25 protein-coding genes are annotated in these 23,030 nt (G+C 55.4%); 9 read left to right on the plus strand and 16 right to left on the minus strand.

The features are described from left to right. Window positions 1-261: 261 nt before the first annotated feature. A complete protein-coding gene (locus tag ACTJKZ_RS19875) occupies window positions 262-1,125 on the minus strand; it encodes a YicC/YloC family endoribonuclease (protein WP_161732937.1) in 864 nt (287 codons plus the stop codon). A 155-nt stretch (window positions 1,126-1,280) separates the two neighbouring features. On the opposite strand from ACTJKZ_RS19875, the gene ACTJKZ_RS19880 reads away from it, so the two are divergent. After that, window positions 1,281-1,706: a DUF3574 domain-containing protein gene (locus tag ACTJKZ_RS19880; RefSeq protein WP_440829976.1), complete on the plus strand. Its 426-nt coding sequence runs from the start codon at window positions 1,281-1,283 to the stop codon at window positions 1,704-1,706. Between the two features lie 38 nt (window positions 1,707-1,744). On the opposite strand, the gene ACTJKZ_RS19885 is transcribed toward ACTJKZ_RS19880, so the two are convergent. Beyond that, window positions 1,745-2,929, minus strand: coding sequence for a NupC/NupG family nucleoside CNT transporter (locus ACTJKZ_RS19885; protein WP_150013916.1), 1,185 nt, complete (start codon window positions 2,927-2,929; stop codon window positions 1,745-1,747). A 151-nt stretch (window positions 2,930-3,080) separates the two neighbouring features. Here ACTJKZ_RS19885 and rph point away from each other — a divergent pair, with 151 nt between their 5' ends. Beyond that, the gene (gene rph / locus ACTJKZ_RS19890) at window positions 3,081-3,797 is read left to right on the plus strand and encodes a ribonuclease PH (RefSeq protein ID WP_010258378.1); all 717 of its coding nucleotides are present in this window, start codon (window positions 3,081-3,083) and stop codon (window positions 3,795-3,797) included. A gap of 49 nt (window positions 3,798-3,846) precedes the next feature. Next, on the plus strand, window positions 3,847-4,488 hold the full coding sequence (gene pyrE / locus ACTJKZ_RS19895; RefSeq protein ID WP_003851333.1) for an orotate phosphoribosyltransferase: 642 nt from the start codon (window positions 3,847-3,849) through the stop codon (window positions 4,486-4,488). Between the two features lie 35 nt (window positions 4,489-4,523). Here pyrE and slmA read toward each other — a convergent pair whose 3' ends face one another. The 3 genes from slmA to coaBC form a co-directional block, all read right to left on the minus strand. Continuing rightward, on the minus strand, window positions 4,524-5,120 hold the full coding sequence (gene slmA / locus ACTJKZ_RS19900; protein ID WP_010258372.1) for a nucleoid occlusion factor SlmA: 597 nt from the start codon (window positions 5,118-5,120) through the stop codon (window positions 4,524-4,526). 119 nt (window positions 5,121-5,239) lie between these two features. Continuing rightward, complete coding sequence (gene dut / locus ACTJKZ_RS19905; RefSeq protein ID WP_161732941.1) at window positions 5,240-5,698, minus strand: dUTP diphosphatase; 459 nt, start codon at window positions 5,696-5,698, stop codon at window positions 5,240-5,242. After that, window positions 5,676-6,896 carry a bifunctional phosphopantothenoylcysteine decarboxylase/phosphopantothenate--cysteine ligase CoaBC gene (gene coaBC, locus ACTJKZ_RS19910; protein WP_222924828.1) on the minus strand — a complete coding sequence of 407 codons (1,221 nt, stop codon included), beginning with the start codon at window positions 6,894-6,896 and terminating at the stop codon, window positions 5,676-5,678. The genes dut and coaBC overlap by 23 nt, the downstream gene beginning before the upstream one ends. A 180-nt stretch (window positions 6,897-7,076) precedes the next feature. On the opposite strand from coaBC, the gene radC reads away from it, so the two are divergent. From radC to mutM, 4 genes are all read left to right on the plus strand, one after another. Then, window positions 7,077-7,733, plus strand: coding sequence for a RadC family protein (gene radC, locus ACTJKZ_RS19915; protein ID WP_161732945.1), 657 nt, complete (start codon window positions 7,077-7,079; stop codon window positions 7,731-7,733). A 241-nt stretch (window positions 7,734-7,974) separates the two neighbouring features. After that, a complete protein-coding gene (gene rpmB / locus ACTJKZ_RS19920; RefSeq protein WP_013359508.1) occupies window positions 7,975-8,211 on the plus strand; it encodes a 50S ribosomal protein L28 in 237 nt (78 codons plus the stop codon). Between the two features lie 19 nt (window positions 8,212-8,230). Continuing rightward, complete coding sequence (gene rpmG, locus ACTJKZ_RS19925) at window positions 8,231-8,398, plus strand: 50S ribosomal protein L33 (protein ID WP_001051798.1); 168 nt, start codon at window positions 8,231-8,233, stop codon at window positions 8,396-8,398. Window positions 8,399-8,467: 69 nt separating this feature from the next. Beyond that, a complete protein-coding gene (gene mutM, locus ACTJKZ_RS19930) occupies window positions 8,468-9,277 on the plus strand; it encodes a bifunctional DNA-formamidopyrimidine glycosylase/DNA-(apurinic or apyrimidinic site) lyase (protein ID WP_161732947.1) in 810 nt (269 codons plus the stop codon). On the opposite strand, the gene coaD is transcribed toward mutM, so the two are convergent. From coaD to rfaD, 11 genes are all read right to left on the minus strand, one after another. Continuing rightward, on the minus strand, window positions 9,274-9,753 hold the full coding sequence (gene coaD / locus ACTJKZ_RS19935; protein WP_161732949.1) for a pantetheine-phosphate adenylyltransferase: 480 nt from the start codon (window positions 9,751-9,753) through the stop codon (window positions 9,274-9,276). The two genes, mutM and coaD, sit on opposite strands and share 4 nt — an antisense overlap. Further along, entirely contained in the window at window positions 9,750-10,526 is a 777-nt protein-coding gene (locus ACTJKZ_RS19940) for a glycosyltransferase family 2 protein (protein WP_253420500.1), read from the minus strand. The genes coaD and ACTJKZ_RS19940 overlap by 4 nt, the downstream gene beginning before the upstream one ends. Continuing rightward, window positions 10,526-11,800: a lipid IV(A) 3-deoxy-D-manno-octulosonic acid transferase gene (gene waaA, locus ACTJKZ_RS19945; RefSeq protein ID WP_013359504.1), complete on the minus strand. Its 1,275-nt coding sequence runs from the start codon at window positions 11,798-11,800 to the stop codon at window positions 10,526-10,528. Before waaA ends, ACTJKZ_RS19940 begins: the two co-directional genes overlap by 1 nt. A 92-nt stretch (window positions 11,801-11,892) precedes the next feature. Then, window positions 11,893-13,026 carry a glycosyltransferase family 4 protein gene (locus ACTJKZ_RS19950; RefSeq protein WP_222924830.1) on the minus strand — a complete coding sequence of 378 codons (1,134 nt, stop codon included), beginning with the start codon at window positions 13,024-13,026 and terminating at the stop codon, window positions 11,893-11,895. After that, window positions 13,019-14,095 carry a putative lipopolysaccharide heptosyltransferase III gene (gene rfaQ, locus ACTJKZ_RS19955; RefSeq protein ID WP_161732955.1) on the minus strand — a complete coding sequence of 359 codons (1,077 nt, stop codon included), beginning with the start codon at window positions 14,093-14,095 and terminating at the stop codon, window positions 13,019-13,021. Before rfaQ ends, ACTJKZ_RS19950 begins: the two co-directional genes overlap by 8 nt. Before the next feature lie 73 nt (window positions 14,096-14,168). Next, a complete protein-coding gene (locus tag ACTJKZ_RS19960; protein WP_309568526.1) occupies window positions 14,169-15,215 on the minus strand; it encodes a glycosyltransferase in 1,047 nt (348 codons plus the stop codon). A 267-nt stretch (window positions 15,216-15,482) separates the two neighbouring features. Beyond that, window positions 15,483-16,487 carry a glycosyltransferase family 8 protein gene (locus ACTJKZ_RS19965; protein ID WP_161732959.1) on the minus strand — a complete coding sequence of 335 codons (1,005 nt, stop codon included), beginning with the start codon at window positions 16,485-16,487 and terminating at the stop codon, window positions 15,483-15,485. A gap of 9 nt (window positions 16,488-16,496) precedes the next feature. Further along, window positions 16,497-17,573, minus strand: a complete 1,077-nt coding sequence (locus ACTJKZ_RS19970) for a glycosyltransferase family 9 protein (RefSeq protein WP_440829977.1) — start codon at window positions 17,571-17,573, stop codon at window positions 16,497-16,499. Next, entirely contained in the window at window positions 17,570-18,547 is a 978-nt protein-coding gene (rfaC, locus tag ACTJKZ_RS19975; protein WP_161732963.1) for a lipopolysaccharide heptosyltransferase RfaC, read from the minus strand. The genes ACTJKZ_RS19970 and rfaC overlap by 4 nt, the downstream gene beginning before the upstream one ends. Beyond that, window positions 18,535-19,590, minus strand: coding sequence for an ADP-heptose--LPS heptosyltransferase RfaF (gene rfaF, locus ACTJKZ_RS19980; RefSeq protein ID WP_222924832.1), 1,056 nt, complete (start codon window positions 19,588-19,590; stop codon window positions 18,535-18,537). The genes rfaC and rfaF overlap by 13 nt, the downstream gene beginning before the upstream one ends. Window positions 19,591-19,607: 17 nt before the next feature. After that, complete coding sequence (gene rfaD / locus ACTJKZ_RS19985; RefSeq protein WP_161732967.1) at window positions 19,608-20,540, minus strand: ADP-glyceromanno-heptose 6-epimerase; 933 nt, start codon at window positions 20,538-20,540, stop codon at window positions 19,608-19,610. A gap of 230 nt (window positions 20,541-20,770) precedes the next feature. Here rfaD and ACTJKZ_RS19990 point away from each other — a divergent pair, with 230 nt between their 5' ends. Continuing rightward, entirely contained in the window at window positions 20,771-21,967 is a 1,197-nt protein-coding gene (locus ACTJKZ_RS19990; RefSeq protein ID WP_253422087.1) for a glycine C-acetyltransferase, read from the plus strand. A 10-nt stretch (window positions 21,968-21,977) separates the two neighbouring features. Then, window positions 21,978-23,006: an L-threonine 3-dehydrogenase gene (gene tdh, locus ACTJKZ_RS19995; RefSeq protein ID WP_161732969.1), complete on the plus strand. Its 1,029-nt coding sequence runs from the start codon at window positions 21,978-21,980 to the stop codon at window positions 23,004-23,006. Window positions 23,007-23,030 lie beyond the last annotated feature (24 nt).

Genomic DNA, 23,030 nt, shown 5'->3' on the forward strand with positions numbered 1-23,030 from the left:
GTTTCGGGTGCGAAAAAAGGGTTCGCAACAGAAAAAAGATATTAAATTCAGAATATTAAAAAAGACAGGCCTGATAAGGAAAACGTGACAGACACGCATTACAGAAGAGTCCGGAAATGATTATTTATCCATCTTTACGTAATAATGAGGCCAGCCACACGCTTAGAACACCCTGCACGCTGATGCAGAAGAGAGGTCATTACTCAGAGAATGAACAAAGCGCCATCGCTGACGCTTCATCTCAGACCTGAGGAAAAGATCTTACTCAATATTTTGAATCTGCTCGCGCATCTGTTCAATCAGCACTTTCAGTTCGATAGCAGAAGTGGTGATGTCGGCGTTGATCGACTTCGATGCCAGCGTATTCGATTCACGATTGAACTCCTGCATCATGAAATCGAGCCGACGGCCAACCGCTTCTTTCTTTTTCAGGATGTTGTAGGTCTCTTTAACGTGCGCATCCAGGCGATCCAGCTCTTCGGAGACGTCAACACGCTGCGCCATCATCACCAGTTCCTGCTCCAGGCGATTGTTTTCCAGCTGGACTTCAGCATCTTCCAGTTTGGCGACCAGACGCTCACGCTGCCATTTGATGACTTCAGGCATCTGCGCCCGCACTTTGCTGACTTCCTGCGAAACCCCTTCCAGACGCTGCTCAATCATCGCTTTCAATGCGGTGCCTTCGCTTTCGCGTGCCGCAATAAAATCATCCAGCGCACTATCCAGCGCCTTCAACAACTGCGTGTTAATGGCATCCAGATCCTGCTCCTGTGCAGACATCACACCGGGCCAGCGCAGGATATCCAGCGGATTAATCGCGCCTTCATCGCTCTGCATTTTCACCCAGTTGGCCGCCTGCACCAGCTGTTTCGCCAGCGTTTCATTGAGCATCAGCTCGCCCTGCGCGCTGGGGTCGGCATCAAAACGCAGGTTGCACTCAATTTTACCGCGCGTCAGACGCTGGCGAATGCGTTCGCGGATAACCGGCTCCAGCCCACGAAACTGTTCCGGCAGACGGATGTAGGTTTCCAGATAACGCTGGTTAACAGAACGCAGCTCCCAGGCGGCGCTGCCCCATTCGCCTTTGGCTTCGCTGCGGGCATAAGCGGTCATACTGCGGATCATAAGCGGTACTCATTTGCGGAAAGATGGGTGAAGTATAGCGAGGCGAGCCACGGCATAACAGGCATAAGCGTCTCACCGGAAAATAACGAACCATTTCCGCTTTCCGCGAGAGCCACTTATGATGACCACTGACCCCTTGTGAGGATGACCGATCTATGTCACGCGTTATTGCCCTTCCTGTTGTGATGGCTCTGTTGCTGGCGGGTTGCCAGACGCGCCATGCGCCGCCCACGAAACCGCAACCCATCTGTGCGGGTGGCGACATGATGATGCAGACCACGCTGTGGTTTGGACTAAGCAAGCCAGATGGCGGCAGGGTGAGTTCACTCGACTGGATGAACTTTGTGGACAATGAGGTCACGCCACGCTTCAAATCGGGACTGTCGATTTATGACGCTAAAGGGCAATGGCTGGGCGAGAACGGCAAACTGGCACGGGAGAACAGTAAAGCGCTGATGCTGATCCACGGTATCGATCCTGCCACCAATCAGGGTATTGAGGCGCTACGCACACTCTATAAGAAACGCTTTGCTCAGGAGTCGGTGATGCGGGTAGATGCACCCGTCTGCGTCGGATTCTAGAATGAACGCGGGCGGCAGCGAGGCCGCCCGCTGAATAGTCAGATAAACAGACCGGCAAAAGCTGCAGAGAGCAGGCTCACCAGCGTGGAGCCATAGACCAGCTTCCAGCCAAACCGGGAAACCACATTCCCCTGTTTTTCGTTCAGACCTTTTATGGCACCCGCCACAATGCCGATCGAGGCAAAGTTAGCAAAGGAGACCAGGAACACAGACAGAATACCCAGCCCGCGCGCACTCATGCCCGCCGCGACTTTCTGCAGCTCAATCATCGCCACAAACTCATTTGCCACCAGCTTGGTCGCCATGATGCTGGCCGCCTGCAGGGCATCCGCTTTGGGAATGCCGATCAGCCATGCCAGAGGATAGAACAGGTAGCCGAGCAGTTGCTGGAAGCTATAGCCAAAGACCGCCGCAAACACGGCATTCACGGCAGCAATCAGGGCAATAAAGCCAATCAGCATCGCCAGAATGATCATCGCCACTTTGAAACCAGCCAGGATGTACTCGCCCAGCATTTCAAAGAAGCTCTGCTCTTCATGCAGCTTTTCCAGCGCGATAGGCTGCTCATCCTGGCTTTTCATCGGGTTGATGATCGACAGGATAATAAAGGTGCTGAACATGTTAAGCAGCAGTGCGGCAACCACATACTTCGGTTCAATCATCGACATATAAGCACCGACAATCGACAGCGAAACGGTGGACATAGCGGTCGCTGCCATGGTGTAGAGCCGACGCGGCGGGATATCACCCAGAATCCCTTTATAGGCGATGAAGTTTTCCGACTGACCCAGAATCAGCGTGCTGACGGCGTTAAACGACTCCAGTTTGCCCATGCCATTAATTTTCGACAGCAGCGTCCCGAAAATACGGATCAGCAGCGGCAGGATGCGCCAGTGCTGCAATATGCCGATCAGTGCGGAAATAAAGACAATCGGGCAGAGTACGCCAAGGAAGATAAATGCCAGCCCCTGTTTGCTCATTCCGCCAAACACGAATTCTGTACCCTGTGCGGCAAAGCCCAGCAGCGTCTCAAAGAATCCCGCAAACGAGCCGACCAGCGCCAGCCCCCCGGCAGAGTGAAGGAAGAACCAACCCAGCGCGGCTTCTGCCACAATCAGTTGAACAATAAAGCGCAGGCGAATCTGTTTACGGTCATGACTGACCAGCAGCGCAAGGGCAAAAATCACCACCAGCGCCAGCAGGAAATGAAGAATGGCGGCCATATGTCTTTTTTTATCAGAGAGAAAGGAAAGCGCATTTAGCCACAGCTGGCAGGGAATTTCATCTGATGCCTGCGTCAGACCGGCGCAAGAGACAGCGGGCAAGGAAGTCCGTATAATGCGCAGCCAATCATTAGCAAGCCGGAGAATACCCATGCGTCCAGCAGGCCGTAGCGCACAACAGGTGCGTCCAGTCACATTGACCCGCAATTACACCAAACACGCAGAGGGTTCCGTTCTGGTGGAATTCGGCGAAACGAAAGTGCTTTGCACTGCCTCCGTAGACGAAGGGGTTCCGCGTTTCCTCAAAGGCCAGGGCCAGGGCTGGGTCACGGCTGAATATGGCATGCTGCCGCGTTCGACCCACAGCCGTATGGCGCGTGAAGCTGCAAAAGGCAAGCAGGGCGGACGTACGCTGGAGATTCAGCGTCTGATCGCCCGTTCACTGCGCGCCGCGGTTGATCTTAAAGCGCTGGGTGAATTTACCATTACGCTCGACTGTGACGTAATTCAGGCCGATGGCGGCACCCGTACCGCCTCAATCACCGGTGCCTGCGTGGCGCTGGCTGATGCGCTGAACAAGCTGGTGGCCAGCGGTAAACTGAAAGCGAACCCGATGAAGGGCATGGTCGCGGCGATTTCAGTAGGTATCGTTAAAGGCGAAGCGCTGTGCGATCTGGAGTACGTTGAGGACTCCGCGGCAGAAACCGACATGAACGTCGTGATGCTGGAAGATGGTCGCATGATCGAGGTGCAGGGCACTGCCGAGGGCGAACCGTTCAGCCATGAAGAGCTGCTGACGCTACTGGCGCTGGCACGCGGCGGCATTGAGGAATTGATTCAGGCGCAGAAAGCAGCGCTGGAAAATTGATGTAACAGGCGACCTCAGGGTCGCCTTTTCTTTATTTGAGGAGTGAGAAATGAAAGCCTGGCAGCGTCAGTTTATTGAATTCGCCCTGAACAAACAGGTGCTGAAGTTCGGTGAGTTCACTTTGAAGTCAGGGCGTAAAAGTCCCTATTTCTTTAATGCCGGTCTGTTCAACAGCGGACGGGATTTAGCGCTGCTGGGACGCTTCTACGCGCAGGCGCTGGTGGATGGCGCTGTCGACTTCGATCTGCTGTTCGGTCCGGCCTATAAAGGCATTCCGATTGCGACCACCACGGCGGTGGCGCTGGCGGATCATCATGACCGCGATGTGCCTTACTGCTTCAACCGCAAAGAAGCCAAAGATCACGGTGAAGGTGGCCTGCTGGTGGGCAGCCCGCTGCAGGGCAAAGTGATGCTGGTGGACGATGTGATCACGGCAGGCACAGCGATTCGTGAGTCGATGGATATTATCGGCGCGCATAACGCTACCCTGGCAGGCGTGCTGGTGTCGCTTGATCGTCAGGAGCGTGGACGTGGAGAGATGTCGGCGATTCAGGAAGTGGAACGTGATTACGGCTGCAAAGTGACCGCAATTATCACACTGGCCGATCTGATTAGCTGGCTGGAAGAGAAGCCGGAGATGGCCGATCATCTGGCTCAGGTTCGTGCCTATCAGAAAGCGTACGGGATTTAACAGAGGCGGGCGCAATGCCCGCCTTCTTTTACGCTTTACGCCAGCTGCGCGGCAATCAGCGGCCAGCGAGCCTCAAAGTCTGCGGTAGGACTGAAACGAAACTCAGAACGGACATAGCGCGATAGTAAACCTTCACAGAATGCCAGCAGCTGGCTTGCCAGCAGCGCCTCATCAGCCTGAAAGGCTTCGCCCTCGCGCATTTTCCGTTCCCGCATCACCTGTCGCAGCTGCACTTCAATCCGCTCAAACAGCTGATTGATGCGTCCCTGCAGTCGGTCCTGCTCAAACATGAGCGCATGGCCGGTCAGGATGCGCGTCAGTCCCGGATTACGCTCACCAAATCCCAGAATCAGTTGCACGATCAGACGCAGACGCGTCATGGTCTCTTTTTCATCTTTGAGGATCAGATTGATGCGGGTAATCAGACTGTCTTCGATAAACTCAATCAGGCTATCGAACATGCGTGTCTTACTGGGGAAGTGACGATACAACGCCGCTTCGGAAACGCCTACCGTGGCTGCCAGTTTGGCGGTGGTAATGCGCTGACTGCCATCACCCGACTCCAGCATCTGTGCCAGCGCCTGCAAAATCTCTTCGCGACGGTTTCGCTTCGCGACTTTTTTTTCTGCCATGACCTTAAAGACCCCTGAAATTCACCTAAAAACAGGCAACACCTACGCATCTGCCACAGGAACGCGTCCCATGGCGATGAGGAAAAATAACGGGCGTAAGTGAAAGTCGGTAATGCGGGTTACTGGCGACCTGAATGGCCGAAGCCGCCTTCGCCGCGCAGGCTGGCGTCGAAATCGTCGACCAGGTTAAATTCCGCCTGTACCACCGGTACAAAGACCAGTTGTGCCATGCGATCGCCGGGTTGCAGAGAGAAACTTTCCTGGCCGCGATTCCAGACCGAGACCATCAGCTGTCCCTGATAGTCGGAGTCAATCAGCCCGACCAGGTTGCCCAGCACGATGCCGTGTTTATGGCCAAGACCTGAGCGCGGCAGGATCACAGCGGCCAGATCGGGGTCGGCAATATGAATCGCCAGGCCGGTCGGGACCAGCGTTGTGGTGCCTGGTGCGATGTCGAGAACATCATCAATGCAGGCGCGTAAATCTAACCCAGCGGAACCTGAAGTCGCGTAGGTCGGCAGTGGAAACTCTTTGCCGACGCGCGGGTCCAGGATTTTAACGTCTATTTTTTTCATCATAACGGCTGACAATCTCGTCTATTAATTGTTGGCCAAGGAGAGACTTATCGCTGAGCGGTAAGCGTTTTTCTCCATCCTGCCAAAAAAGGTGAAGAGCATTGGTGTCGCTATTAAATCCCTGTCCGGCTTTAGCGACATCGTTAGCGCAGATCAGGTCCAGATTCTTGCGCACCCGTTTTTGCCGGGCGTATTCTTCCACATTCTGTGTTTCAGCAGCAAATCCAACCACAAATGGCCGGTTTTCCTGAAGTGCGGCGACCCCGGCAACAATATCGGGATTCTTTACCAGGTTCAGCGTGACGTTATCATCGCCGCCCTGTTTCTTGATTTTATCGGTCGCAATATCGGCTGCCCGGTAGTCTGCCACGGCTGCGCTTGCAATGAAAATATGTTGTTTAGCTATCTCGCTCATGACGGCGGCCTGCATCTCCAGCGCGCTGGTAACGTCAACGCGTTGCACACCCGCTGGTGCCGCCAGGCTGACCGGACCACTGACCAGCGTGACCTGTGCGCCGCGTCTGGCAGCGGCAGCGGCAATCGCAAAACCCATTTTGCCGGAGCTGTGATTCGTGATGTAGCGCACCGGATCCAGCGCCTCACGTGTCGGACCGGCGGTTATCATAATGTTGAGATGTTGCAGATCGTTGACGGGTGCAGCCCACTGCACCGCATGGTCAACAATCGCCAGCGGATCAAGCATCCGGCCCGGCCCGACGTCGCCGCAGGCCTGGCTGCCGCTGTCTGGCCCCCAGATCAGCACGCCACGCTCATGCAGCGTCTGCAGATTATGCCGGGTCACCGCCGCACGATACATCTGCTGATTCATAGCGGGCACCACCGCCACGGGTGAGGCCGTCGCTAATACAGCAGTGGTCACCAGATCGTTTGCCATACCGGCAGCTATACGGGCAATCAGGTCGGCAGTGGCCGGTGCCAGTACAATCAGGTCGGCCCACTTTGCCAGTTCAATATGACCCATTGCGGCTTCCGCTGCCGGATCAAGCAGATCGTCAAACACCGGATAGCCGGAGACGGCCTGCAGGCTGAGCGGAGTAATAAAGGCCTTTGCCCCCTCCGTCATCATTACGCGAACATCAGCGCCGCGATCGCGCAGGCGACGTACCAGCTCAGGTGCTTTATAAGCGGCAATACCGCCACTTACGCCAAGAAGAATTTTTTTGCCGGCTAATCCCATCATGATGTTGGCCTCACTAAGCTCTCTGCCGCTCGCGGCGGCGAATGCACGGACTTTATCACAAAAGCGTGGATGCGCCTTTTCACCAACTGCGTTTGCGAGCCGTCTCGAAGATTGATACGCCACTGATAGCGGCATGCTTCAGGATGGGCCACTCTGAGGTTCATCTCAGGGAGAGCAAAGATGAAAATCAAGGGACCACGGGAAAAACTGCAGAAACTGGGCGCGCATTCGCTCAGCGATACCGAACTGCTGGCCATCTTTCTCCGCACTGGCTCGCCGGGGCAGAACGTCCTTGAACTGGCCGGGCAGATGCTGGAGGGATTTGGCTCGCTTTATCAGCTCATGACGTCAGACAAAGCGGCATTTTGCAAAATTAAAGGTGTCGGCGATGCCAAGCTGGCCCAACTGCACGCGATTGCCGAACTGGCGAAGCGCTTTTTCGCCAGTAAGCTGGCGCGCGAAAGCGTCATGGAAAATCCACAAATCACGCGCCAGTATCTGCAAAGTCTGTTAGCCCATCAGGAGCGTGAGATCTTTATGGCACTGTTTCTGGATAATCAGCATCGGGTGCTGCGTGCACAAAATATGTTCTCGGGTTCCATTAACAGCGTGGAAGTTCACCCCCGCGAGATTGTCCGGGAAGCGCTGAAGCTCAATGCCGCCGCCCTGATACTGGCGCATAATCACCCGTCGGGCATGGCGGAGCCGAGCCGTGCAGACCGTGAAGTAACCCATAAAGTCAGCGAAGCCTGTCAGCTACTCGACATCCGTCTGCTCGATCATCTGGTGATTGGTCATGGCGAATATGTCTCCTTTGCGGAGCGGGGATGGCTCTGACAGCGGGAAATTTCACGCCAGGTGGCGGCTTTTTGCCCGATCATTCGGGATCTTTATCTGTTCGGGACTTGAGCACTTGGGCTGAGCGGCGTATACTACGCCACCTTTGAGAATCTCGGGTTTGGCGGTTAGGCCAGCTTAGCGGGTTCCATGGAACTCGCCTGGCGGGCTGCAAGCCTGACGAGGCGGCCAAAACCTAATTTTTAAAGCTCGAGCTGATTTGATTTTTGGAGATATAGACATGTCACGAGTCTGCCAGGTAACTGGAAAGCGTCCGGTAACGGGTAACAACCGTTCCCACGCAATGAACGCGACGAAACGCCGTTTCCTTCCGAACCTGCACTCACACCGTTTTTGGGTTGAGAGCGAGAAGCGCTTCGTTACTCTGCGTGTATCTGTTAAAGGTATGCGCATTATTGATAAAAAGGGCATTGATACGGTTTTATCCGACATGCGTGCCCGTGGTGAGAAGTACTAAGGTACTAAGGAACTGAATCATGGCTAAAGGTATTCGTGAGAAGATCAAGCTGGTTTCCTCTGCTGGTACAGGTCACTTCTATACCACCACGAAGAACAAACGTACTAAACCAGAGAAGCTGGAACTGAAAAAGTTCGATCCGGTTGTACGTCAGCATGTGATCTACAAAGAAGCTAAAATTAAGTAATTTTAGTGTTCTGCTAAAAACCCGGCTCCGGCCGGGTTTTTTGTTTGTGTAAAACGCTGAGGAGAGGGTATGCCAGAGTTGCCAGAGGTTGAGACCAGCCGCCGCGGTATCGAGCCGCATTTGGTTGGTGAAACCATTCTTCACGCCGTGGTGCGTAATTCACGTTTGCGCTGGCCTGTTTCGCAGGAGATCCTGGCGCTGAGCGATCAGCCGGTGCTCAGCGTGCAGCGTCGGGCAAAATATCTGCTGCTGGAACTGCCGCATGGCTGGATCATTATCCACCTTGGCATGTCGGGCAGCCTGCGCGTGCTGTCAGAAGAGCTGCCAGCAGCGAAGCATGACCATGTTGATTTAGTGATGAGCAACGGCAAAGTACTGCGCTACACCGACCCGCGTCGCTTTGGTGCCTGGCTCTGGAGCAGCGATCTGGCGGGCAGCAGCGTGCTGGCACATCTCGGGCCGGAGCCGCTCAGCGAGGCATTTGACGGGGCTTACCTGTTCGATAAGTCACGCGGCAAGCGGACGCTCATCAAGCAATGGCTGATGGATAACAAAGTGGTGGTGGGCGTGGGCAACATTTACGCCAGCGAGTCACTGTTTACCGCCGGGATCCTTCCCGATCGTGCCGCAGTAAGTCTGTCGCAGGCTGAAGCGGAGCTGCTGGTCAACACTATTAAAGCGGTGCTGTTACGTTCAATTGAGCAGGGCGGTACTACGCTGCGTGACTTCTTACAGACCGACGGCAAGCCTGGCTATTTTGCCCAGCAACTGCAGGTTTATGGCCGGGCAGGTGAACCCTGCCGGGCATGCGGTACGCCGATTGTCAGCGGCAGGCATGGGCAGCGCAGCACCTACTGGTGCCCGAGCTGCCAGCATTAAGCCAGTTTAGCCAGCAGTGCCTGATGCACCGGCGCGGGCAGAAAGGCGGAAACATCGCCGCCGTGACGCGCCACCTCTTTGACCAGCGAAGAGGAGATAAACGAGAAGCCTTCAGACGGCATCAGGAAGACACTCTCCAGCGTGGGCAGCAGGTGACGATTCATCTGCGCCAGCTGCATTTCATATTCAAAGTCTGACACCGCACGCAAGCCACGGACCAGCACATTCGCCTGCTGGTCACGGGCGAAATTCGCCATCAGGTCGCTGAAGCCGACCACCTCAACGTTCGGCAGATGGGCAACCACCTGACCGGCCAGCGCCACGCGTTCATCCAGGCTGAACATCGGTTTTTTACTGGGGCTGGCAGCAATGGCCAGAATCAGCTGATCAAACATCTGCGCTGCCCGCGTCACGATGTCGAGATGACCGAGCGTTACAGGATCAAACGTACCGGGATAGATGGCTTTAGTGGTCATACTCGCCCTTTTGCCGAAGCGTGATTCAGCGCCCAGAGGGCTGAATATTTATTGAAGGTATATTGCGCGTTGACTACCGCCAGAATCCAGCCCTGTTTGCCGTCGAGAAAACCGGCACGCAGCAGCAACGTTTTCACAAACGCGCCCAGCGTATGGCTGAACACAGAAAAGAGGCCGCAACGCTTACCGCGCTGATGACGTTCCGTGGCCCAGGCTTCTGCATAGGCCAGTTGCTTACGCTGAAAGGCGATTAAATCGCGGCAGGTCAGATGTTCCAGATCGCCAGGCAACGCCACCACCGGCGCACCGTCACTCTGCAGTGATTCATGCACCAGATTGTCATTGTAACGGAAGGTGCGTGGATAGAGGCGCATCACGCGGTCAGGATACCAGCCACTGTGGCGCATAAAGCGGCCGAGGAACAGATTACTGCGGCCCAGGCTGTAAATCGTGCGGCTGGGTGGGGCGACCAGAACCTGCTCAATCGCGGCGCGCAGTTCGGGTGAAACGCGCTCATCCGCATCGATCATCAGAATCATATCGCCAGTGGCATAGTGCTGCGCACGCTGGCGCTGAATGCCATAGCCTTGCCAGTCATCACTGCGATAGACCTGCGCCCCGGCCTGCGTGGCGATCTCAACAGTGTCGTCACTGCTGCCAGAATCCAGCACAATAATTTCGTCGGCCCAGCTGACTGAGGCCAGACAATCCGGTAACAGCTCCGCTTCATTTTTGGCGATCATTACCACGGAAAGACGCTGGCGTGCTGACATTAGTGGGCCCGTGGTGGCAGATGCGGTTCGAGTAACTGTAGCAGACGCTGAAGCGCACCCTGGTTCTGGTGCAGTACGTCTACCGCATGGCGTCCGTAATAACGGCGATAATCATCATCCTGTAACAGGTTGGTGACCTCTTTTTCCAGTGAAATTACGTCGGTGACGGTAATCAGACCCTGGCCTTCCTGCAACTTACTGCAGATATCTTTGAAGTTCCAGATGTGAGGCCCCATCAGCACCGGAAGCGCATGGGCAGCGGGTTCCAGCGGGTTATGTCCGCCCCGCTCAACCAGGCTGCCGCCGACAAACGCCAGATCGGCGATGCCGTAAAGCAGCATCAGTTCACCCATTGAGTCGCCGATGACCACCTGCGTGGAACCCGAAGGGATCTCACCGCTGCTGCGCAGGATAAAGCTGAAGCCGCGTTCCTGCGTCAGTTCGCGCGCATCGTTAAAGCGTTCAGGATGGCGGGGAACCAGAATCAGCAGCAGATCCGGAAACGTCTGCAGCAGGCGACGATGGGTATCCAGCACGATGGCCTCTTCGCCTTCGTGCGTGCTGGTGGCGATCCACACCGGGCGACGCGGCGCCCACTGGCGACGCAGCGTTACCGCTCTGGCGGCCAGCTCTGGCGTCACAGAAATATCAAACTTCAGGCTGCCGGTAATCGCCAGCTGTGAACGTTTCAGGCCCAGACTCAGGAAGCGGTCGCCATCTTCCGTATTCTGTGCCGCAATCAGCGTGATGCTCTGCAACAGCTGGCGCATGAATTTCCCCAGCTTGCGATAGCCTTTGGCGGAGCGGGCCGAGAGGCGGGCATTGGCGATCACCAACGGAATGTTACGCTGGTGCAGAATGCGGATAATATTTGGCCACAGCTCCGTTTCCATGATGATCACCAGCCGTGGATTAACCGTATCCAGAAAACGATTAATCGAACCTGGCAGATCATAAGGCAGATAGACGTGATGCACATCTTTGCCAAAAGCAGATTGCGCCCGCTCAGAGCCGGTCGGCGTCATGGTAGTGACGGTAATCGGCAGGGTGGGGTAACGATGACGCAGTGCGCGCACCAGCGGAATCGCGGCCAGCGTTTCACCCACAGAAACCGAGTGCAGCACAATGCCGTCGGGCTTCACTTTGCCGACACAATAGCCATAGCGTTCTGCCCAGCGTTTGCGATAGGCAGGCGCTTTACGACCGCGCAGCCACAGGCGCAGCCAGATCAGTGGCTGAATGAAGTAGAGCAATGCGGTGTAAATGGTCGTCATAGTTACCGTTACGGCAGGTTCGCGTCTAAAAACAGATTAAAATGAGATGGCGGCATGTTATCAGAAACCCCGCATGCACTCATCCCGGATTGTCAGTTGCTACTCAGTACCTGCTGATAAAGCGAAGTCAGCGCCTGCGCCAGCTGTTGTGGACCATAAGGTTCAATTTTGCGCCGCGCTGCGTCACCCATTCGTGAATCGACAGAAAGCGGCGGTATTGCATTAACCGCCTGATTCAATCCATCGATATCCAGGGCATCACAGACGAAGCCCTCCTGACCAGCGGTAATAAATTCCGCGCCACCGCAACCGGTACTGGTAATTACCGGTAAACCGCAGGCCATTGCCTCCAGCACCACATTCGGAAAGGGATCATAGAGCGTGGGCAGCAGCAGGCCATCCGCCGCGTGATAGAACGGCTGCACATCCTGCTGTACGCCGACAAAGCGCAGGCGGTCCAGGCAGTGAAGCTGGTTTGCCAGCTGCTGGTAACGTTGTAATTGTTTATCCTGACCCACCACAATCAGATAACGATCGCTGGCAGCCAGCGCCTGTATCGCCGCTTTCAGCCCCTTGCGCTCAAAGCCGGAGCCGACATAAATCAGTACGGTAGCGGCATCGGGCAGCGCCAGCTGCTGACGGGTGGCGCGACGTGCAGCTTCCGTGGCGGGCTGGAAACGGCTGGCGTCGATAGCATTATGAATAACGTGGATTTTTCCGGCGTCGAGCGAGAAACAGCGCAGGATATCGCGCTTAACCATCTCTGAATTACAGATCACCGCTTTCAGCGTTGGAGAGTTAAACATCTCCGCTTCCGCCTGCAGAACATAGCGATGGTAAGGACTAAGCACAGCACTCAGCCGTTGCCATGATGAGACGATGCGGGCGCGCTGTTCCAGCCACACGCGATGCACGCCATCACCCGCACGGAAAATGTCACAGCCGGCGATGCGCTCATGGCTTTGTACAATATCGAACTTTTCGCGCTCCCAGCAGGCGCGTGCTGCCCGGGCAAAACCGCGCTCACGTGAGACCCGGCCCAGCTTTGCCGGATTACAGATATGCAGATGCCAGTCTGGATTGGGCGTGCCCTGCCAGCTGCGGGTAATGATGTTGAGATCGAGTCTTTCGCTGCCCAGCGCTTCCAGCGCGCGTGAGATAAAACGTTCAGCACCGCCATCCGGACGATATTTCTGCCGGACAATCGCCAGCCGTAACTTACTCATTCAGGTAGCTCCTCGCTGCCGCGACCACATCCTTTACCGGAATGGCCGAGAGATAACGCTGGTCAGTTTTGGTGTCGATGGAATCAGGTGAGGGCAGCGGGCCATAATCACCCGCCCAGATAACATGATTGTTATCACCCCAGGGCCGCCAGTGCTGCAGCTTGGTCGGACCAAAAAGTGCGATACAGGGTGTTTCAAGCGCGGCAGCCATATGCATTGGCGCAGAGTCGACACCAATAAACAGCCGGGCATGATCGATCAATGCCGCCAGCTGCGGTAGCGTGAACTGACCCGCCAGCGAAACCACGTCAGGCGACGCACAGCGCGCGCGAATGCGGTTAATCATTGCCAGCTCCTGTTTGTCCGGCCCGGCGGTCAGCACCACTTTGCGGCCCGGTTGCGCCAGCTGCTCAAGTGTGGCCGCAACGCTCTCTTCTTCCCAGCATTTAAAGCCCCAGCGCGAAGTCGGCTGCACCACAATATAGGGCGCGGCAATATGATGTTCTGCCAGTCGGGCCAGCACGATTTGCCGATCAGCGTCGCTGTAGTGCATGGAGACACGTGCGCCATCGCTGCTGATGCCGAGGGGGGCCAGCGCCGACATGTTCTGTTCAACGGTATGCAGTTTGCTGTGATTGTGTGTGGGGACCAGCCGGTTGTGACACCAGCGCCACAGGGCGTTATCGCGTTTTTTGAACGCAAAACCGATACGGACGGGTGCCCCGGACAACCGCGTAATCAGGGCCGCGCGCCACTGATCGGCCAGGTTAATCACCAGATCATAATGCGCGTCACGTACGGCGCGAATCAATGCACGCTCATGGCCCAGCTTGCGCCAGGTTCCCTCCTGTTTCCATTTGCGATCGATGACGTGCAAATGGCGGATGGCCGGATGCGCTTCCAGCATCGGACGCGTTTCCTGATAGAGCAATACGTCGATGCTGGCCTGCGGGTAACGCTGACGAAGCGCATTAATGGCGGGCGTTGTGAGCAGCATGTCACCATGGTGGCGCAGCTTAATCAGTAATATATTTTTTGGAGAGATGTTTGCTGGAGTCAGGCTGGCCATAAACAAGAGTTCTCAGAATTCAGTGAACCGATTGTAGGGCAAACCCTTTTTAGGATAAAGCCAGCCTCAAAGGTTATTTATCACGCCAGCGATAGAGCCGTGCCAGCCATAACAGCAGCTGATACCACTGCTTAATTCCCCGGGCATTCCGTAGCATGCGCAGGTGCGTCCCGGTCGTGAACAGATCGGCAATGATCGCCTGACGTGCGCGGGCATCAGGCTCACGCCTCACACTGTGACAAACGCTCAGGGCTTCATGGGTTACCTGATAGTGAAACGACGGGTAGATTTTCACGCGGTCACGATAGCGGGTGTTGAGCTCTTCAAGCAGCCGCGCAATCTTCAGGTAGTGACGCTGATATTCAACGTTACGCTCGCCGGTACGTTTGCGGTTGCTGATTGAAGCATCGTGCATATAGTAGCGATAGAGCACTGCTTCAGTATACCGCACGCGTTTTGCCAGCAGCATAAACTCGGTGGTCCAGGGAATATCCTGATGATGCAGGCCCGGCTCAAACTGTAAATGATGCTGCTCAATCAGTTCCCGGCGATAGATGCCCAGCCAGACCACATGCATATAACGATGCGTTTTCAGCGCGGTATTGAGCCAGTCGGCACCGCTCAGTACCGGTGTGCTGCGCAGGCGATCCAGCGGAATCAGCGGTTTTACCCGCTGACTGTGTTTAAAGAACCACTCGGCGTTGCACTGGGCAGCATCCAGATTGTCCGCTTCTGCCATCGTCACCAGCGTCTGATACATATCGGGCTGCATGGTGTCATCTGCATCCGGAAAGGTGACATATTTCCCGTGGGCTATCGCCAGACCAGCGTTACGGGCGCGCGACACGCCGCCGTTTTCCTGATGAATCACACGAATATGAGAGTGCTGCTGTGCATACTGGTCAGCGCGCTCACCTGAGCCATCGGTTGAACCGTCATCGACAATGATGATCTCCAGCGAGGTCAGCGTCTGCGCCAGCAGTGACTGCATGAACTCATCAAACATGCTGCCCGCATTGAACATCGGCGTAATGATACTCAGCAAAGGAGAAGTACTCATCACGCTATCTGCACCCGCGTTGAATCCATTGCGAAAGGGCGTTGCCTCGTCATAAATCATTTCCAAATCAGCAGAGTGGAATCAGGAAGTTCACGATTATAAGACGGTGTGGCTTTCCTGCTTTACTAAAAACCACGTCCGCCAGTAATAATGCGATATAGGCGCTTTTTTTACGCAACGTGGTCGTGCAGGTAAACAGATTATTATGTCGGCCTGCTGTCAGCGTCGTTATTACAGAGGTCATGGCAAACAGCCAGCGGGATAAATGACGGGAAAGTCAGGCGCTGAAATAACAGCGCCCGCATCAATCTGATAAACCTGAGCGCGCTACTGCTCGCTCTTTTTAAAAAACTTGAGACTGACATACTTCATCATCCAGTTCAGGCTTTCGCCATACTGTTTCTGATGCCATTTTACGCGGGCGAATCGCTTCATCTCTTTATAATGTTTTGGCGTATCAAGCGGTTGTGAAGCCCAGGGTGAGCGCTGGTAATAGCTATAGTAGCGCTCGGAAAGATCGCTGCCAGCCCATGCATGCCAGGGTTTGCATTTACCGGTGTAGTGAATCATCACCGTCTCTTCAGGCACGCCCGAGTGATCCCAGACTTTATTGGCGATGATGTCGTAAATATGGTTATAGCGGTCCGGCAGGATCAGAATCTCACTCTCCAGCACAATATTCAGCGCATCCTGATCCGGGAAACCAAACGCTGCGCCTCGCGTCACCAGCACGTCGGTAATGCGCGCGGTGGTCTGCCTTTCGAGCCAGCGTGGAATATTGATCAGCATAAAGCCGGAGTTAAAATAGTGGTGATGCTTCAGTCCCAGCCTTGCGCACTGGTTCTGCCGCGCCCGTGGTGTGTCGTTACAGGCCGCCAGCGTATAATCCGTGATATCCAGGGCGAACAGAGGAGAGTAATCGCCCACCACCAGGGTATCCGCATCAATATAGATCACCCGATCGCTATAGCTTGCCACAGTTTCAGGGATCAGAAAGCGGTAGTGGATGCTTTTAGGATAGCGGCCCACAGCAGGCAACTGATCAACCCAGGCACGGTTAAAGATATGCAGCGTGATCGCCAGACGATGGCCCGTGGCCAGCGATCGCAGTTTTTCCACATCCTCTTCGCAAAGCGAGTCTGAAAAAACATGAGCGTGGAAAGCAGTATCAGGATGATGGCTGAGAAGTGAAAACAACGTAATGCCCAGGCCACGCGCGTAGGCGTAGTTGATGCCAAACGCAACATGAACCGGATTATCATCCGTGTCAGCAAGCGTGTTAACCAGCAGCTGACTTTGCTGAACGGCCTCAGCAAGAGGGGTAATTGCCATTACGCTTCACTATTCCAGATTATGAGTAATAAACGTTTGTATTCTAGTCAGTTTATCGTGATCCAGCCCGAATAATTTTTCAGCAGGCTGATCAAACTGAAAACGGGTGGCAAAAACGAACGTCGACGCAGCAATATTATCCGGTCCGATAAACAAAACGTTATTGACCGGACGCTGTTCCCGGACTTCACACGGGCCATAAAGCATGATCACCGGTATCTGCTGCGCATCCGCAATATAAGCATTGCCAGAGTCAGAGGAGATGTAGAAATCCATCTGTGCAATGGCCCACGGAACCTCTTCCAGTTTTAGCTCACCAATCAGACTGACGATATTCTCTTTCGGGCCGGTCAGGCTCAGTAACTCATCCAGCCACGGCTGCTCAGCCGGTGGGCCAAACACATAAAAGGTGCAGGGCAGGTCAGCCAGCGACGCCATCAGCTGCTGCCAGATGCTGGCAGGAATGGTTTTAGCCCGATTACCGGCAGAAATACTGATGCCAATTTTAATGCCGCTGCGCGGATTAAGCAGCGCGGCGGGCGGCGCAGGCGGCTGCCAGAGCGGTGAGGTCGCATGCTTGGGGAAATCGGTGTAGCGGTAGTCCCGATTAATCAGCTTCAGGTAGCTGTCGAGCGTTAAATCCGTTTTGGTGTGGTCGACAATACCGCTGGCGCTGCGATAGAAGGTCTTATGGTAGGACTTACGCACATAGGTGCGCAGAAACTGCTTGTTCGGTGCGTTGCATAACGCGGCAAAGAACAGGTTTACGCTGTTTGGCTGCACCAGATAGACGTTGTCATAGCGATTCATCAGCGTGAACGCGAGCTTCAGTTTGGCAAAAAAGCTGCGCTTCGCCTCTTCAATCAGGAAATAGCGGCTGACCGTGTCATCGTGACGCGCCAGCGGCTCCACTGCTTTGCTGATCAGCAGCTCAGACTGACCCAGCGCACGCAGCATCGGGGTGATATTGATGAAATCACCAATCTTCGCCGTCTGAATGATCAGGTTGCGTCCCGTTGGCCGATAAAACAGCCGCATTATGGCCCGGAAAGGCAGCAACAGCAGGTAGATCAGCACATAGTTCATGGCATGTTTTCCGTAATAACGGCACGCAGTTTCTCTGCCACCGTGTCAGCAGTCAGCTCCGCCAGATTATGATTCGGGGCGCTCAGTGCCTGTTGGTTCTGCCCGTAACCGCCAATCAATCCGGGATCGGTCGGACCATACAGCGTGAGGTTGGGGCGATCCAGTGCCGCCGTCAGATGGCTTAATCCGGTATCCACTGAGACCACCGCCTGTGCGCCCGCCAGCTGTTGTGCTATCGCTTCCAGCGTCAGCTTAGGCAGTACATCGACATGCTCAAATCCTTCTGCAAGGCGCTGCGCACGCTGATGCTCATGTTCAGCCCCCCAGGGCAATTTCACCCGCAGCCCGCTGGGCTGCATCTGCTCAATCAGCTCTCGCCAGTGTGATTCCGGCCAGTGCTTGTTGTCACGCGTCGTGGCATGCAGAAAGACCAGGTAATGATGTGCGTCAGCGGGCAGATGATGCAGAAAGTGTCCGGCAATCGCGTAGTCACCCTGGTTTTGCGGTTTTTCATAGCCCAGGCTTTTAGCGAACAGTTCGCGTGTCCGCTCAACCGCATGTTGGTGCTTACTGATTTCATGGCGGACGTCATACCACCAGCTGGCAAACGGCTCACGCGCGCTGCGGCTGTCCTGCCCATGCTTCACCCCTTTCGATAAGCGGGTAACCAGTGCGGCACTTTTGATTAGCCCCTGCGCATCAATGACGACGTCGTACTCACGCGACTGTAACGCGCGCTTAAACAGCACACGCTCTTCACGCTGCTGACTGCCAAACCAGTGTTTGCGCCAGCGGCGGATTGCGACCGGTAGCACTTTATCGACCGCAGGATGCCAGCCAGGGATCTGCGCGAAGTTCTCTTCCACCACCCAGTCGAAACGGATGCCGGGGATAGCATGCATCGCATCGGTCAGTGCCGGCAGTGAATGCAGCACATCACCCATTGAAGAGGTTTTAACAATCAGGACGTGCATGGCACCTCCTGTGGCGCGAGCAGTTCGCTCAGCGTCTGATGTACGCGCTCAGGCTGAATATCGATCAGGCTCTGGTGATAGCCCTGTCCGGCATCGCCTTTTCGCACTTTGTGATAGCCGGTAATCAGGCGAATAATACGTGCCTGACGCGCCAGCGGCGGCGTAAAGTCAGGGCTGCTCGGCCCATAGAGTGCCACCAGCGGACGGTCCAGCGCCGCAGCGATATGCATCAGGCCGGAGTCGTTGCTGACCACGGCGCGGCATTGCGCCAGCAGAATCACTGCCTGTTCCAGCTGGGTTTCACCGGCCAGATTACGACAGTGGCCACGCGCCTCTTCGGGCAGCGTAGCAATAATCTCGTCGCCGGTCGGGCGATCTTTGGCGGAGCCAAACAGCACAATCTGGAAGCCGTCAGCAATCAGCTGACGGGCCAGCGTGGCGTAGTGATAGTGCGGCCAGCGCTTGGCGGGGCCAAATTCAGCGCCCGGACAAAAACCGATGATCGGACGGGTCGCCGCGAGCTGAAACTGTGCGGCGGTCTCAATCTTTTCCTGCTCTTCAACCTGCAGTTTTGGCCACAACAGCGGCTGTGGCAGCTGCGCCGCCGAGGCAACAGGGGTGTCATAGCCCAGCGCAACGTAGCGCTCAACCATGAGTGGAAACGCGGCTTTATCCAGCACCCGCAAATCGTTCAGCAGGCCATAGCGCATTTCACCGCGCCAGCCGACGCGGCGTTTTATTCCGGCAAAGAAGGGGACCAGTGCCGACTTAAAGGAGTTAGGCAGCACATAAGCACGGTCGTAGTGACTGGCGCGCAGTACTTTTCCCAGCCGGCGACGCTCACCAATCTCCAGTGCGCCATGCCCGAGCGGCATCGCCAGCGCCTGATTTACCTCCGGCATGCGTGACAGTAATGGACGGCACCACGCGGGTGCCATCACATCAATCACTGCATCCGGATGTTCGGCCTTGAGTGTGCGATAGAGACTTTGCGACATCATCATATCGCCGACCCACGACGGGCCGATTACCAGAATTTTCATCGCCGGAGCAGCTTCCTTTATGCGTTGCGGTTCAGCCAGACCATATATTCAGCGACGCCCTGCGCCACCGTTTTAAATGGCTTGTCGTAACCGGCAGCACGCAATTTAGTGAGATCGGCCTGCGTATAGGCCTGATAGCGTCCTTTGAGTTTCTCCGGGAACGGGATGTACTCGATCTGACCTTTCTGATGGAATTTCAGAACCGCATCAGCCACTTCCTGGAAGGATTCGGCGCGGCCTGTACCACAGTTATAAATCCCGGAGACGCCATTTTCCCAGCACCACAGGTTCACTTCTGCCACGTCATCAACGTGGATGAAATCACGCTTAAAGCCATCGCTGCCTTCAAACAATTTTGGATTTTCATCGTTGCTGATCTGTGTGTTCAGATGGAAAGCAACGCTGGCCATGCTGCCTTTGTGGCCTTCGCGCGGTCCGTAGACGTTGAAATAGCGGAAGCCGCACACCGGCGAGTTCGCTTCCGGCAGCATCTGGCGGACGTAGTGGTCGAACAACATCTTGGAGTAGCCATAGACATTCAGCGGCTGCTCATACTGACGCTCTTCGATGAAACTCTCGTTGCGTCCGCCGTAGGTGGCTGCGGAAGAGGCGTAAAGGAACGGGATCTCGCGCTCAAGACAGAAATGCAGCAGCTCTTTGGAGTACTGATAGTTGTTCTCCATCATGTACTTGCCATCCCACTCAGTGGTGGAGGAGCAGGCGCCCTGATGGAAGACCGCTTCGATCGGGCCTAAATCGTCGCCTGCGATCACGCTCATCAGGAACTCTTCTTTGTCCATGTAATCGACGATATCCAGGTCGACTAAATTGGCAAACTTGGTGCCATCCTTCAGATTATCCACCACCAGAATGTCGGTGTGACCGCGATCGTTCAGCGCTTTGACGATGTTGCTGCCAATCATTCCTGCGCCGCCAGTTACGATAATCATGTTGTTACCTTCAACGTTGTGGGGTGAAACAGGAGGTTTCACACACGAATACCTCACATCATAACATTTCATCAGAGTGCAGACAGCCAGATGACTCTGTAACGCGTTGTGCGTACATCGTCGCGGCGTGAACTATGCTGCAAAAATGACATTCTGTTGGGCGATTTATCGTGAAGAAGCGGCCTGTTCAGTAAGATATGCCAGATTTTTGCCATCTGAGGAGAGCAATGATGCCTGCGCAATTTTATCAACAACTTCGTCAGCAACTTGATGATGCACGTCAGGAAGGACTGTTTAAACAGGAGCGGATCATTACCTCTGCGCAGCAGACGGAGATCGCGGTTGGCAGCGAGCCGGCAGTGATTAACTTCTGCGCCAATAACTACTTAGGTTTAGCGAACCATCCGGCGCTGATTCAGGCGGCGAAAGAGGGGATGGATTCGCATGGTTTCGGCATGGCGTCAGTACGCTTTATCTGCGGCACGCAGGACAGCCATAAGCAGCTGGAAAAGCGGCTGGCAGAGTTTGTCGGCATGGAGGATGCCATTCTCTACTCCTCCTGTTTCGATGCAAACGGCGGCCTGTTTGAAACCCTGCTTGATGCGCAGGATGCCGTTATCTCGGATGCGCTGAATCATGCCTCAATTATCGACGGCGTCCGGCTGTGCAAAGCGCAGCGTTATCGCTACGGCAATAACGATATGGCGCAGTTGCGTGCCTGTTTGCAGGAAGCACGCGATAAAGGTGCCCGACATATTCTGATTGCCACCGATGGCGTCTTCTCAATGGATGGGGTGATTGCGAATCTGTCTGCCATTTGCGATCTGGCTGATGAATTCTCCGCGCTGGTGATGGTGGATGATTCCCATGCGGTGGGCTTTGTCGGGAACACCGGACGCGGTACCCATGAATATTGCGGCGTCATGGGCCGGGTCGACATCATTACCGGCACGCTGGGTAAAGCACTGGGTGGCGCGTCCGGTGGCTATACCGCAGCAAAAGCCGAAGTCGTGGAGTGGTTACGCCAGCGTTCCCGTCCCTATCTATTCTCTAACTCGCTGGCGCCAGCCATCGTGGCTGCCTCGCTGCGGGTGCTGGATCTGCTCAGTGAAGGCGACGGACTGCGTCAGCGTTTGTGGGACAACGCCCGTTACTTCCGTGAGCAGATGACGGCGGCGGGCTTTACGCTGGCTGGTGCCGATCACGCCATTATCCCGGTGATGCTGGGTGAAGCCAGCGTCGCCCAGGAGTTTGCCCGCCTGCTGCAACAGGAAGGCATCTACGTGACCGGCTTCTTCTATCCGGTGGTGCCAAAAGGTCAGGCACGCATCCGCACCCAGATCTCTGCGGCGCACACCCAGCAGCAGCTGGAACGTGCGATGGCGGCCTTTACCCGCATCGGCAAACAACTGGGCGTCATCGCCTGAGGAGTCCGTCATGAAAGCACTTGCCAAACTGAAGAAGGAAGCGGGCATCTGGATGGTGACTGATGCCCCGGTTCCAGAGCCGGGTCACAACGATCTGCTGATTAAGATTCGTAAAACCGCCATCTGCGGCACCGATGTCCATATCTACAACTGGGATGACTGGTCGCGCAAAACCATTCCGGTGCCGATGATTGTCGGGCATGAGTATGTGGGTGAGGTGGTCGCGATTGGACAGGAAGTGAAAGGCTTTACGATTGGAGACCGGGTTTCGGGCGAAGGGCACATTACCTGTGGACACTGCCGCAACTGCCGCGCCGGACGCACTCATTTATGCCGCAACACGATGGGCGTGGGCGTTAACCGTCAGGGCTGCTTTGCGGAGTATCTGGTCATCCCCGCCTTTAATGCATTTAAAATTCCCGACAACATTTCCGATGAACTGGCGGCAATCTTTGATCCGTTCGGCAATGCAGTGCACACCGCACTCTCGTTCGATCTGGTCGGCGAGGATGTGCTGATCTCCGGCGCGGGTCCTATCGGCATCATGGCCGCCGCGGTCTGTCGGCATGTCGGCGCGCGCAACGTGGTAATTACTGACATCAATGAGTATCGCCTGGCACTGGCGCGGAAAATGGGCGTCACGCGCGCGGTCAATGTGGCGAATGAAGACCTGAGGGAAGTGATGCATGCGCTGGGTATGACGGAAGGATTTGATGTCGGGATGGAGATGTCGGGCGCACCTCCTGCTTTCCGTTCATTGCTGGAGGTGATGAATCACGGTGGGCGTATCGCGCTGCTGGGGATTCCGCCGGGTGAAATGGCAATTGACTGGAACCAGGTGATCTTTAAGGGGCTTTTCATCAAAGGCATCTATGGCCGTGAGATGTTTGAAACCTGGTACAAAATGGCGGCGCTGATTCAGTCCGGCCTCGATTTAACGCCGGTCATTACGCATCGCTACGGTATCGACGATTTCCAGCAGGGTTTCGATGAGATGCGTTCAGGACGCTCGGGGAAAGTGATACTGAGCTGGGATTAAAGCAACGGCCGCCGACGTGGCGGC

This window comes from Pantoea sp. 22096 (assembly GCF_052045955.1).
Taxonomy (GTDB): domain Bacteria; phylum Pseudomonadota; class Gammaproteobacteria; order Enterobacterales; family Enterobacteriaceae; genus Pantoea; species Pantoea alfalfae.

What these genes read in the sequence shown, in the direction of transcription:
- ACTJKZ_RS19885 (WP_150013916.1), bottom strand. Translation starts at nt 2,929, where the DNA reads ATGGCCGCCATTCTTCATTTCCTGCTGGCGCTGGTGGTGATTTTTGCC.
- mutM (WP_161732947.1), top strand. Translation starts at nt 8,468, where the DNA reads ATGCCAGAGTTGCCAGAGGTTGAGACCAGCCGCCGCGGTATCGAGCCG.
- waaA (WP_013359504.1), bottom strand. Translation starts at nt 11,800, where the DNA reads ATGACGACCATTTACACCGCATTGCTCTACTTCATTCAGCCACTGATC.
- radC (WP_161732945.1), top strand. Translation starts at nt 7,077, where the DNA reads ATGAAAATCAAGGGACCACGGGAAAAACTGCAGAAACTGGGCGCGCAT.
- ACTJKZ_RS19880 (WP_440829976.1), top strand. Translation starts at nt 1,281, where the DNA reads ATGTCACGCGTTATTGCCCTTCCTGTTGTGATGGCTCTGTTGCTGGCG.
- rpmG (WP_001051798.1), top strand. Translation starts at nt 8,231, where the DNA reads ATGGCTAAAGGTATTCGTGAGAAGATCAAGCTGGTTTCCTCTGCTGGT.
- pyrE (WP_003851333.1), top strand. Translation starts at nt 3,847, where the DNA reads ATGAAAGCCTGGCAGCGTCAGTTTATTGAATTCGCCCTGAACAAACAG.
- tdh (WP_161732969.1), top strand. Translation starts at nt 21,978, where the DNA reads ATGAAAGCACTTGCCAAACTGAAGAAGGAAGCGGGCATCTGGATGGTG.
- rph (WP_010258378.1), top strand. Translation starts at nt 3,081, where the DNA reads ATGCGTCCAGCAGGCCGTAGCGCACAACAGGTGCGTCCAGTCACATTG.
- coaD (WP_161732949.1), bottom strand. Translation starts at nt 9,753, where the DNA reads ATGACCACTAAAGCCATCTATCCCGGTACGTTTGATCCTGTAACGCTC.
- ACTJKZ_RS19965 (WP_161732959.1), bottom strand. Translation starts at nt 16,487, where the DNA reads ATGGCAATTACCCCTCTTGCTGAGGCCGTTCAGCAAAGTCAGCTGCTG.
- rfaC (WP_161732963.1), bottom strand. Translation starts at nt 18,547, where the DNA reads ATGCACGTCCTGATTGTTAAAACCTCTTCAATGGGTGATGTGCTGCAT.
- ACTJKZ_RS19990 (WP_253422087.1), top strand. Translation starts at nt 20,771, where the DNA reads ATGCCTGCGCAATTTTATCAACAACTTCGTCAGCAACTTGATGATGCA.
- rfaF (WP_222924832.1), bottom strand. Translation starts at nt 19,590, where the DNA reads ATGAAAATTCTGGTAATCGGCCCGTCGTGGGTCGGCGATATGATGATG.
- ACTJKZ_RS19875 (WP_161732937.1), bottom strand. Translation starts at nt 1,125, where the DNA reads ATGATCCGCAGTATGACCGCTTATGCCCGCAGCGAAGCCAAAGGCGAA.
- dut (WP_161732941.1), bottom strand. Translation starts at nt 5,698, where the DNA reads ATGATGAAAAAAATAGACGTTAAAATCCTGGACCCGCGCGTCGGCAAA.
- ACTJKZ_RS19960 (WP_309568526.1), bottom strand. Translation starts at nt 15,215, where the DNA reads ATGATTTATGACGAGGCAACGCCCTTTCGCAATGGATTCAACGCGGGT.
- coaBC (WP_222924828.1), bottom strand. Translation starts at nt 6,896, where the DNA reads ATGATGGGATTAGCCGGCAAAAAAATTCTTCTTGGCGTAAGTGGCGGT.
- ACTJKZ_RS19950 (WP_222924830.1), bottom strand. Translation starts at nt 13,026, where the DNA reads ATGAGTAAGTTACGGCTGGCGATTGTCCGGCAGAAATATCGTCCGGAT.
- slmA (WP_010258372.1), bottom strand. Translation starts at nt 5,120, where the DNA reads ATGGCAGAAAAAAAAGTCGCGAAGCGAAACCGTCGCGAAGAGATTTTG.
- ACTJKZ_RS19940 (WP_253420500.1), bottom strand. Translation starts at nt 10,526, where the DNA reads ATGTCAGCACGCCAGCGTCTTTCCGTGGTAATGATCGCCAAAAATGAA.
- rfaD (WP_161732967.1), bottom strand. Translation starts at nt 20,540, where the DNA reads ATGATTATCGTAACTGGCGGCGCAGGAATGATTGGCAGCAACATCGTC.
- ACTJKZ_RS19970 (WP_440829977.1), bottom strand. Translation starts at nt 17,573, where the DNA reads ATGAACTATGTGCTGATCTACCTGCTGTTGCTGCCTTTCCGGGCCATA.
- rpmB (WP_013359508.1), top strand. Translation starts at nt 7,975, where the DNA reads ATGTCACGAGTCTGCCAGGTAACTGGAAAGCGTCCGGTAACGGGTAAC.
- rfaQ (WP_161732955.1), bottom strand. Translation starts at nt 14,095, where the DNA reads ATGGCCAGCCTGACTCCAGCAAACATCTCTCCAAAAAATATATTACTG.